Below are 9,645 nucleotides of genomic sequence, written 5' to 3'. Positions count from 1 at the left end.
GGGGGGGGCGCCCGGGGGGGGGGGGCGGGCCCGCAACCCCCGAAGATGGTTACTTGACGTCGGCGTCTTTGTAATAGCCCGAGTCGATGAGTTCCTTCTTGTAGTTGTCCGCCGTGATGATCACGGACTTCAGCAGGAACGCCGGTACTACCTTGACCTTGTTGTTGTAGGTCTTGCTGTCGTTGACCTCCGGCTCCTGGCCCTTCAGGACGGCGTCAACCATTTTCACGGCCTGGGAACCCAGCTGGCGGGTGTCCTTGAAGATGGTGGAGTACTGCTCGCCGGCGATGATGGACTTCACGGAGCCCTTTTCAGCGTCCTGGCCGGTGACCACCGGCAGGTCGCCCTTGCCGTAGCCGCCCGTGCTGGTCAGCGCCGAAATGATGCCGATGGAGAGCCCGTCATAGGGGGAGAGCACGCCGTCGAGCTTGGTGCCGGAGCTGTAGGCGGCGGTCAGGATGTCCTCCATGCGCTTCTGCGCAACGGGTGCCTGCCAGCGCAGGATGGCTGCCTGCTCGAATTTGGTCTGGCCGCTGGGCACCTTGAGGGTGCCGGCATCCATGTACGGCTTCAGGGTGTCCATGGCGCCGGTCCAGAAGAAGTTGGCGTTGTTGTCGTCGGGGCTGCCGGCGAAAAGCTCAACGTTGAAGGGGCCCTTGCCGTCCACCTTCTTGCCGCTGGCATCCACCAGGCCAAGCCCGGTCAGCAGCGACGTAGCCTGCTGCACGCCCACTGTGTAATTGTCGAACGTGGTGTAGTAGTCAACGTTGGGGGTGCCGTTGATCAGGCGGTCGTAAGCAATGACCTTGACGTTCTGTTCCTTCGCCTTGGCGAGGACATCGGTCAGGGTGGTGCCGTCGATGGCAGCGATGATCAGCGCCTTGGCTCCCTTGGTGAGCATGTTTTCGATCTGCGACACCTGGGTGGGAATGTCGTCGTTGGCGAACTGCAGGTCAGTCTTGTAGCCCAGTTCCTTCAAGGACTTTTCCACGTTCCCGCCATCGGCGATCCAGCGTTCGGAAGTTTGCGTGGGCATCGAGATGCCCACCAGGGAATCGCTGGGGTTAGCCGAGGCCCCGGCCCCGGCTTCAGCTGCTCCGCCCCGGGAGCCGCAACCTGTGGCACCCACAGTGACTGCGAGAGCGACTGCAACGGCGCCCAGGAGTTTCCTAATTCTCACAACTTTCTCCTTCCGCGGAGTTTGTCCGCGAAGTGGTGCTGAGCCGGTAAGCATCTGCGCTTGCCGGCAGGTAAAGCAATAAGGGGTGGGGCTTTAAAAGCCGGACCCGCGGTTCTGGACTCGGAAGGGGCGGTCTGCACGGGCGATGCCGGTGGCACTTGCCATGCAGTCCGCTTTCAGGATGTGTTAGCGCTAACAGAAACGGTACGTCAGGGCTTATTGTGAGTCAAGTCACTGCGGCCGCGCCTGCCCGGCAGGACGGGCGCGGCCCGCTCGTGGGATCAGCTTTTGGTATCAGGATCCGGAGCAAATTGCTGCAGCGCCGGGAGGGCCCGGCCTGCAAAATCAAACATGGCCTGATTCTCCCACGCGTTGCCGCTGGCGGGGTCGGCCGGATCCCAGCCGTTGCCCGGGACGGCAGTCCATGCCGGTTCCCAGGACACCACGCCGAGTCCGCGGCCGCCCGGGGCGGACGCCACGACGTCCTGGACGGCCCGGAAGTTAGCCGCCTGCCCCTCCGGAGTTGCCGGATAGCCCGGTACAAGCTGGTCCTGGCTGCGGATGACGTTCTCCCACGGATCAACCGGATTGTCCTGGAGGGTAAACGGGTACGAGTTCTCGACGACCACCACGTTACGGTCGTAGCGGGCGGAAAGTTCGGTGATGGCGTGCTGCAGGTCCGCCATGGAGCCGTGCCAGTAGCCGTAGTAGGACAAGCCGATCGTGTCGAACTGGACGCCCCGCTTGGTGACCTCGTCATACCACCACGTCAGGCCGCCGATGCCGTTGTTGATGTTGGTCAGGTGCAGGATGACGTCTGTCTGGGCACTGACGTCCTTGGCGGCGCGGGAGCCGGCAGCGAGGAACAGGGCCAGGTTGTCCCACTGCGCGCCCTCCACGTCGTCCGCGGGGTTGACGTCCCAGGTCTGGCCGAGGGGCCAGAGCATGCCGGGGTTGATCTCATTTCCCACCTGCACCGAGTCCGCAGTGGCGCCGGCGTTCTTCAGTGCAGTCAGCACCTCCGAGGTGTGCGCGTAGACGGCATCCGCCACTGCCTGCGGGCTGAGGCCCACCCAGGCGGCGGGCATTCCCTGGGCGCCCGGGTCTGTCCACCGGTCGCTGTAGTGGAAGTCCACCAGGATCTTCATCCCGGCCGCCTTCGCCCGTTTGGCTGTGGCCACCACTTCATCCGTGGTGTTGTAGCCGTCAGCGGGGTTCACCCACACCTTCAGCCGCACCAGGTTGGCGCCGGCGTCGGCGAATGCTTCGACGGCGTCCACCTGCCGGCCGTTCGCACCAAAGTAGACAGCACCCATGTCCTCATTTTTGGCAAGGTTGGAAAGGTCGGCGCCACGGACCGCCCGCTGGATGGAGCCTGGGGTGAGCCTGACGTCGTCCACCTCGGCCCAGTCGCCGGCTTTGCCGCGGGTTTCGATAATGATCTCGCAGGCACCCTTGGTCACGTAGGCGTCGGCCGAGATCTGCAGCCAGGCACCGTCCTGCGCGGTGGACGGAAGGACGGTGTCGCCGTCCACTCCGCAGTTCTTCAAGCCGATCCGGGAAGCGCCGAGCGTCCCCTCAGCCTTGACCCTTGCTGACACCGTCCACCAGCCCTCGGCCAGGCTGCCGGTCTTCTGGCGAAGCGTCGCCGTGCCGTCCGCGCCGAGGCGCTGCGTCAGTTGCTGGTTGCCGGCCTCCGCCGCCGTGGTGGTCGCGGCAGGGTTGCCGGTAACCTTCCATCCACTGAGTCCTTGGGAAAAGTCTCCGTTGATGACGGCGCCACCCGGCTGGGAGGGGCCTTCGGCTATCGCCGGGCTGATGCCCGCAGGCAATGCAGCGACGGCCAGCAGCGAAGCGGCCACCACCGCTGAGGCAAGTTTTCGCTTCTGAGGGTGCTGGATCTTCGAGTGGTGCTTTTTCATGTCGTCCTCCCTGACGGTATGAATCGAAAGCAGGCTGGCGGTCAAGTACGCCAACCGGCCCAACCTGTGTGCGCTCCCAGTTCTAGCACACCACCGCGCGTCACCCGTAGGGACTAAAGTAGGACTCAGTTGCGGACTCAGGCGTAGTTTCCTGTTATCGCTCCCAGCTCTGCACTGCGTGATTCCCTTGGCTGAGAAGGGCCGGCAGGTTGGTGTCCGTCAGGTCGCGGCTAACCGCATCCGCAGCGACTCAAGGAGTAACTCAAGGCCGGTCTCGAAGGCCTTGTCGCTGCGTTCCCGGCCGTGACCGGATTCTTTGACCAGCCGGGACAGGGTGGCGGCGGATTCGGAGGGTGCCCATACGTCGTCAGGCGCGGCGAGGTCCAGGCCGGCGCCGAGCGAAAAGGAGTCGATGACGGAGATGATGGTCAGCACGTCCCCGTCCGGAAAGCCGGCGGCGACGAGCGCCGAGGCCATACGTTCGTAGGCGCTGATCACGCCGGGATCGGTGATGGTCTTGCCAACGATGAGCGGCACCACGAACGGATGGGCTGCGTACATCTCCCGCTGCCCGCGCACAACCAGCGAGAGCACCCTGTCCCACCCGGCGTCCTCGGGAACGTCCGGGATGGACTGAGTGGCAAGCCTGGCACGCATGAGTTCAATGATCTCGTCCCGTCCCGAAATGTGGTTGTACAGGGACGATGCCGTGACGCCCAGGCGGCGGGCGAGGGCATTAACGCCGAAGCCGGCCCCTTCATCCACCAGTTCGATGGCGGCATCCGCGATGCGGTCCACCGAGAGGATCGGCGTCCTGGGCCGTGGCATGAAACTCCCTTCGTCAAAAGCCAGTCTAGGGACTCTTCCCTTTGACGCAGGTCACATGCATAATAAAACGAACGCCATTCGTTTTAGCGGGAACTGCCGGACCGGCAGCAGGCACGCCGGATGCAAGGAAGCATCCGGCGCAGTCCTAAAAACCCCGCGCATCCCCCCGTTCAAAGGACTACCAATGACCCAGCCAGAACCCCAGCGGCTTCCGCTGACCACCAAACGCGCGGTCTCAACCTTCGGCATCGGCGTGGTGGGCTTCATGAGCGCCAATCTGGTCCCGTTCATGATCCTCGCCATCCAGGAATCCCTGAAGGTGGGAGCCACCGAGGCGGGAACGCTCATGACCGCCTGCCTCCTTGCCACCGCCCTCGCCTGCCTCGCCGTGACCCGCTTTACCGAAGGCCGTGGCCGCTACCTGGTGGCCCGGTTGGGGCTGCTCCTGACGGCCGCCGGCTTTGGACTTGCCGCCCTTGACATGGCACCCGCCGCGGTGATCACCGGGATCATTGCCGGCGGCATCGGAGCCGGCGGAGCCGTGGCATCCGGCGGGGCCGCTCTGGCAGCATTGCGCAACCCTAACCGCGCCTCCGGCATCAGCGGACTGGCAAACCGGGCCATCGTCACCGTGGTGCTGGCCATCATTCCGGCCGTGGGCATCGGCATGGGAAGCGCCTTCGGCTTCGTGGCCGGGCTCGCCCTCGCGCTGCTGTTCACTGCCGGGTGGCTGCCCATGGCGGAGGAACCGGCGGCCCACCAGGGTGCACCACAGCCAGCAGCGGAGAGTACGACGACGGCAATCGCCACAGCAGGCGCCGTCAGCACCAGGACCATCACCGTTGCCGGCTTTGCCTTGCTCACAATCTTCGCCCTCTGGGCGATCGGCGAGGACTCCCTGTGGGCCATGTCCGGAGCCATCGGCGTGGCCCAGGCCGGTATGACGGAGGAACAGCTGGGGCTGGTGCTCAGCGCATCCACCGGCGGCGGCCTCCTCGCCGCCATCGCACTGATTTTCCTCGGAACCAGGCTGGGCCGGGCACTCCCGCTGGGCATCCTGCTGGCGCTCGGCGCCGCCCTGAAGCTGACCGCCTGCCTCACCACAGACTCCACCACCTACCTCGTCACCATGATCGCCTGGAACACCGTCTACGCGGTCGCCTTTATGTACTTCATCGCCACCGCCGCAGCCCTGGACGCCAGCGGCCGCTGGTCCGGGCCCGTGCTGGGCGTGTACCTGGTGGGATCCAGTTTTGCGCCCATGTTCGGAGCCTGGATCGGGGAGGCTTTCGGCTTCCCGGCACTGGGCTGGGTCCTGGCCGGCTTCAGCCTGGTGCTCCTGGTTCCCGCAGTCCTGATTGCCCGGCTGTCCACCCGTGTAGAGGCAGTGAACGCCGCCAAAACCTCCAACTCACCCGATATCGCCACCATTCGAACTGCAGGAGTATAAAAGCCATGACCGAGCTGTACCGCAACGCCCGCGTCTTCACCGCCGACGAATCGGCCCCCTGGGCTGAAGCGTTCGTCGTCGACGCCGGCACGCTCACCCATGTGGGCACCAATGCCTCTGCCCGCGCGGCGGCTGGGGAGAATGCAGAGGTCATCGACCTTGGCGGCCGGTTGGTGCTGCCGGGGTTCATCGACGCCCACACGCACGTGATGATGCTCGGCGAGGCGCTCGGGAAGGTGGCGTTGACGGATGTCAGGTCCCTGTCCGACATCCAGGGACGCCTGAGCGACGCCCGCGCCGCGGACCCCGGAGCTCCGCGGGTCCTGGGCAGGGGCTGGCTGTTCGATTCCCTTCCAGGAGCCCCCACCGCGGCCATGATCGATGAAGCGGTGTCAGATGTACCCGTCTACCTCGATGCCAACGACTACCACTCCTGCTGGGTGAACCGCGCCGCCTTGAAGGAGCTCGGCATCACCCGAGACACCCCGGACCCCCTGGGCGGCCGCATCGGACGCGACAGCCAGGGCGAGCCGGACGGGATGCTGTACGAAACTGCCGCCCAGCAGTTTGTGTGGCCGTTCCTGGCGAAGGTGACGTCCGACGCTGACCGGGACGCCGCCGTCGAACGTTCCCTCGAGGCCTATCTTGCCGCCGGGGTGACCGGCGCGGTGGACATGGCCCTGGGCGAACTGGACCTGGCCGCCTTCCTGCGGGCGGCAGAACGGCGCGGCGGGAGGCTGCCGCTGCGCATCGTGGCGCATTGGTTCATCCACAACACCGGCGACGAAGCGGCAAACCTGGTGCAGGTGCAACGCGCCGTGCTCCTGGCGCGGGAAATTAACACCGAATGGCTGCGGGTGGCCGGGATCAAGCTGGCGCTCGACGGCGTGATCGATGCCTGCACCGCTGCCATGAACCAGCCCTACGCCGACGGCTCCCAGGCAGGACCCATCTGGGCTCCGGAGCAGCTCACCCCGGTAGTGGCAGCAGCAGATGCGGCAGGACTCCAAGTGGCCCTGCACGCCATCGGCGACCACGCCAGCGACATAGCTTTGGATGCGCTGGAAAATGCTGCAGAGGTCAATGGCTCCCGCCGCCGGCGGCACCGCATCGAGCACCTCGAATATACCTCGCCGGAAACGCCAGTGCGGATGGCCCGGCTCGGCGTGACCGCCTCCATGCAGCCCGTCCACGCCGACCCTGCCATCTACGGCAACTGGGTGGCGATGCTGGGCGATGACCGGCCGGACCGCAGCTTCGCCTGGCCGGAATATGTGGCGGCCGGAGCCCTCCTGGCGTTTTCCACCGATGCTCCCACCGCACCTTACGATGCATTGCAGAACTTGTTTGTGGCGGCCACCCGGAAGTCGGCGCTGGACCCGTCGTATCCGCCAAACAACCCGCATTTCGCCCGGCCCCTGGCGGAGGCGATCGGGCACGCCACGCGCGACGCCGCTGCCTCGGTGATGGAGGAGGACCGGAGGGGCCGGTTGTCGGCCGGACTCGCTGCCGACTTCGCCGTGCTGGACGCAGATCCCTTCGTCCACGGTGAGGAGTCCCTGCTGAACGCGCGCATACTCCGCACGGTGGTGGACGGCCGGACGGAGTACCTCGCCTGACGCGGCGCTGGGACGGAAGCGGACGACGGCGGGAGGTCCCGCCGTCGTCCTTGCTTGAGGCAGTCCGGTACCCTGTTGAAATGGTGCGAGGAATGGCCGAGTACGGCGCAGAAGGCATCCTGCTCGCCGGCGCGGGCCGGGCCCTCCTCCTGCAGCTTGCCGATCCGGCGGTTGGCCGCGGCGTTGACGAGCACAGCACCTTCGTGGGCCGCCCGGTCAACAGGCTCAAGGGCACCCTCACCTACGTCTACGCCATTGTGTACGGCACGGACGAGCAGGTGACCGAGGTCCGCCGCAGGGTGAACAGGGCCCACGTTCCGGTCCGCAGGGACGACACCGAAAAGTCCCCTGGCTACAATGCCTTCGATCCCGAGCTGCAGCTCTGGGTGGTGGCCACGCTTTACGACACAGCGATCACCATCATCGAGAAGATCTATGGCCCGCTCGACGACGAATCGGCCGACGCCATGTACCAGGACTATGCGCGCATCGGCACAGCCCTGCAGCTTCCTGCCGGGATGTGGCCCGCGGACCGGGCGGCGTTCAGCCGCTACTGGGACGAACGCATCTCCACCCTGCGGGCGGAGGGCGGCGGGGTGCGCGTGGGCCGCGGGCTGCTGTACCCAAAGCACACAGCACTCTGGTACCGCGCCATTATGCCGTCCGCAAGGTTCCTCACCGCCGGCCTCCTCCCGGATCAGCTCCGCCAGGACTTCGGCCTGCCGTGGAGCGGCCGCCAGGAACGCCGCTTCAACCGCACCATGCGGGTCCTGGCCGTTGCCTACCCCAGGCTCCCGCGGCGTATCCGGCACTGGTTCAAGGACTACTGCCTGAACAGCCTGGACGCCGACATCCGCGCCAACAGCCAACCCGGCAAGCGTCAGGGAGTTCGTGCGTAGTTCCACTCCACTGGAGGAGCGCCTCGACGAACGGGCCCGCCGCTTCCTCGCCAGCGCTCCGGCCAGCCGTGTGCGCCCCAAGCTCACCGAATTCGTGGTCTTTGGCCTCAAGCAGGGCTGGGCCTGTATTTTCGGGGCGGCCCTCCTGGCGGTGCTGATAGCAGCACGGCTCTGGTACCCGGACGGTGCCGCGCTCGCCAGGAACGACTTCCTGACGCTGGCCGCCGTCGCCATCCAGGTCCTGATGGTCGTGTTCAAACTGGAAACGCTCCGGGAACTGCGGGTCATCATCCTGTTCCACCTGGTGGGTACGGTGATGGAGCTGTTCAAGACCGACGTCGGCTCCTGGTCCTATGAGGCGGAGGGCGTCCTGCGGATCGGTGCGGTCCCGCTCTTCAGCGGGTTTATGTATGCAGCCGTGGGCTCGTACATGGTCCGCGTGTACCGGCTCTTTGACCTTCGCTTCGCCAACTACCCGCGGCGGTGGATCACGGCCATCGTGGCCGCCGCCATCTACGCGAACTTCTTCAGCCACCACTACATCTGGGATCTGCGCTGGGTGCTGCTTGCCGCCGTCGTCATCATTTTTGGCCGCTGCGTGATGCATTTCCGCGTGTTCCGGAAGCACCACAGGATGCCGCTGGTCATCGCGTTCCTGCTGGTGGCCCTGTTCATCTGGATCGCCGAGAACATCGCCACCTGGTCCGGGGCCTGGCTGTACCCCAGCCAGGTGGACGGCTGGCATCCGGTGCCGCTGGACAAGCTGGTGTCCTGGTTCCTGCTGATGATCATCTCCGTGGTGCTGGTGGCCTGGGTCTACAAGCCCCAACCGCCGGACAGTGGAGAAGGGCAGGAGGAATCCGCCGAACCGCAAGGTAAGCTTGCTTACTAATTCCTTATCTGCCGTACGGGAGGGCCCAGGAAATGGTTGCAGGCAAGAATCCGGCGGAGGCCGGCGTCAGCGGTGAAGTCCAGCAGGACCGTTTTGTGGGCGGGCAGGACCTCACCAGGTGGGATACCAGGCCGGGCCGGCTCCTGGCCTCGGTGGTCAAGCGGATCAGCAGCCTTCTTGGTTCCCACGCCGCGCTGGTGCTCACCCTGGCCGTCGGGGCGGCGCTGGCTGTCACGTTGGCGTCAGTATTCGCCCAGGTGTACGAGTCTGTAGTCGAAGCGGACGGCGTGGCGGGGCTGGACCACCCGGTCCTCGACGGTGCCAAAACCCTTCGTTCCCCAACCCTGGATCTCCTGGTCACCGCCTACACGGACGTGGGCGGCACCATCGGAATGCCGGTGCTGGCGCTGGCGGTTATGGTCCTGCTGGCATGGCGGCGAAGGTCATTGACGCCCGTCATCCTGATGCTCGTTGCCGGGCTCGGGTCGCTGTTGATGACCATCGCCGGCAAGGAACTGGTGGGCAGGACCCGGCCGGACCTGGCGGACGCCGTGCCGCCTTACGAATACTCGGCGTCATTTCCCAGCGGCCATTCGCTGAATTCGGTGGTCATCGCAGGAATTGTGGCGTACCTGATCATCCTGCGCCTCAAGTCTGCCCGGGCCCGCGCCCTCACCGCGGTGGCCGCGGCAGTCTTCGCCGCCACCATGGGGCTAAGCCGGGTGTACCTCGGGCACCACTGGCTCACGGACGTGCTGGGGGCCTGGGCGCTGGGCGCCGCCTGGCTGTCGCTGGTCATCACCGCCCACCGGCTCTACCTCACCACGCGCGTGCACCCGGCCTGATCAGGAACGG

General features: G+C 65.9%; 8 protein-coding genes. 5 read left to right on the top strand and 3 right to left on the bottom strand.

Features of this window, described 5'->3' with window-relative positions; all coding sequences use genetic code 11:
- Positions 1-49: 49 nt before the first annotated feature.
- The 3 genes from chvE to FNL14_RS00490 all read right to left on the bottom strand — a co-directional run bounded on the left by chvE (position 50) and on the right by FNL14_RS00490 (position 3,930).
- Positions 50-1,180, bottom strand: coding sequence for a multiple monosaccharide ABC transporter substrate-binding protein (gene chvE, locus FNL14_RS00500; RefSeq protein WP_353615450.1), 1,131 nt, complete (start codon positions 1,178-1,180; stop codon positions 50-52).
- Between the two features lie 281 nt (positions 1,181-1,461).
- The gene (locus FNL14_RS00495; protein ID WP_142056696.1) at positions 1,462-3,102 is read right to left on the bottom strand and encodes a glycosyl hydrolase 53 family protein; all 1,641 of its coding nucleotides are present in this window, start codon (positions 3,100-3,102) and stop codon (positions 1,462-1,464) included.
- A 219-nt stretch (positions 3,103-3,321) separates the two neighbouring features.
- The gene (locus tag FNL14_RS00490; protein WP_142056694.1) at positions 3,322-3,930 is read right to left on the bottom strand and encodes a TetR/AcrR family transcriptional regulator; all 609 of its coding nucleotides are present in this window, start codon (positions 3,928-3,930) and stop codon (positions 3,322-3,324) included.
- Between the two features lie 184 nt (positions 3,931-4,114).
- Between FNL14_RS00490 and FNL14_RS00485 the strand changes: the two genes are divergently transcribed.
- The 5 genes from FNL14_RS00485 to FNL14_RS00465 all read left to right on the top strand — a co-directional run bounded on the left by FNL14_RS00485 (position 4,115) and on the right by FNL14_RS00465 (position 9,635).
- Positions 4,115-5,380, top strand: coding sequence for an MFS transporter (locus tag FNL14_RS00485; protein WP_142056692.1), 1,266 nt, complete (start codon positions 4,115-4,117; stop codon positions 5,378-5,380).
- 5 nt (positions 5,381-5,385) lie between these two features.
- Positions 5,386-6,999: an amidohydrolase gene (locus FNL14_RS00480; RefSeq protein WP_142056690.1), complete on the top strand. Its 1,614-nt coding sequence runs from the start codon at positions 5,386-5,388 to the stop codon at positions 6,997-6,999.
- A gap of 80 nt (positions 7,000-7,079) precedes the next feature.
- Positions 7,080-7,898: an oxygenase MpaB family protein gene (locus FNL14_RS00475; RefSeq protein WP_142056688.1), complete on the top strand. Its 819-nt coding sequence runs from the start codon at positions 7,080-7,082 to the stop codon at positions 7,896-7,898.
- Positions 7,891-8,790 (top strand): DUF817 domain-containing protein, encoded by a 900-nt coding sequence (locus FNL14_RS00470; RefSeq protein ID WP_142056686.1) that lies wholly within the window; start codon positions 7,891-7,893, stop codon positions 8,788-8,790. Before FNL14_RS00475 ends, FNL14_RS00470 begins: the two co-directional genes overlap by 8 nt.
- Positions 8,791-8,822: 32 nt before the next feature.
- Positions 8,823-9,635: a phosphatase PAP2 family protein gene (locus tag FNL14_RS00465; RefSeq protein ID WP_142056684.1), complete on the top strand. Its 813-nt coding sequence runs from the start codon at positions 8,823-8,825 to the stop codon at positions 9,633-9,635.
- Positions 9,636-9,645: the final 10 nt, after the last annotated feature.

Origin of the sequence: Pseudarthrobacter sp. B4EP4b, from assembly GCF_006680095.1 — a bacterium.
Classification (GTDB): Bacteria; Actinomycetota; Actinomycetes; order Actinomycetales; family Micrococcaceae; genus Arthrobacter.
Note: the sequence above shows the minus strand (reverse complement) of the source record. Positions and strands in the feature narration are given on the sequence as shown.

What these genes read in the sequence shown, in the direction of transcription:
- FNL14_RS00485 (WP_142056692.1), top strand. Translation starts at nt 4,115, where the DNA reads ATGACCCAGCCAGAACCCCAGCGGCTTCCGCTGACCACCAAACGCGCG.
- FNL14_RS00480 (WP_142056690.1), top strand. Translation starts at nt 5,386, where the DNA reads ATGACCGAGCTGTACCGCAACGCCCGCGTCTTCACCGCCGACGAATCG.
- FNL14_RS00495 (WP_142056696.1), bottom strand. Translation starts at nt 3,102, where the DNA reads ATGAAAAAGCACCACTCGAAGATCCAGCACCCTCAGAAGCGAAAACTT.
- FNL14_RS00475 (WP_142056688.1), top strand. Translation starts at nt 7,080, where the DNA reads ATGGTGCGAGGAATGGCCGAGTACGGCGCAGAAGGCATCCTGCTCGCC.
- FNL14_RS00490 (WP_142056694.1), bottom strand. Translation starts at nt 3,930, where the DNA reads ATGCCACGGCCCAGGACGCCGATCCTCTCGGTGGACCGCATCGCGGAT.
- FNL14_RS00465 (WP_142056684.1), top strand. Translation starts at nt 8,823, where the DNA reads ATGGTTGCAGGCAAGAATCCGGCGGAGGCCGGCGTCAGCGGTGAAGTC.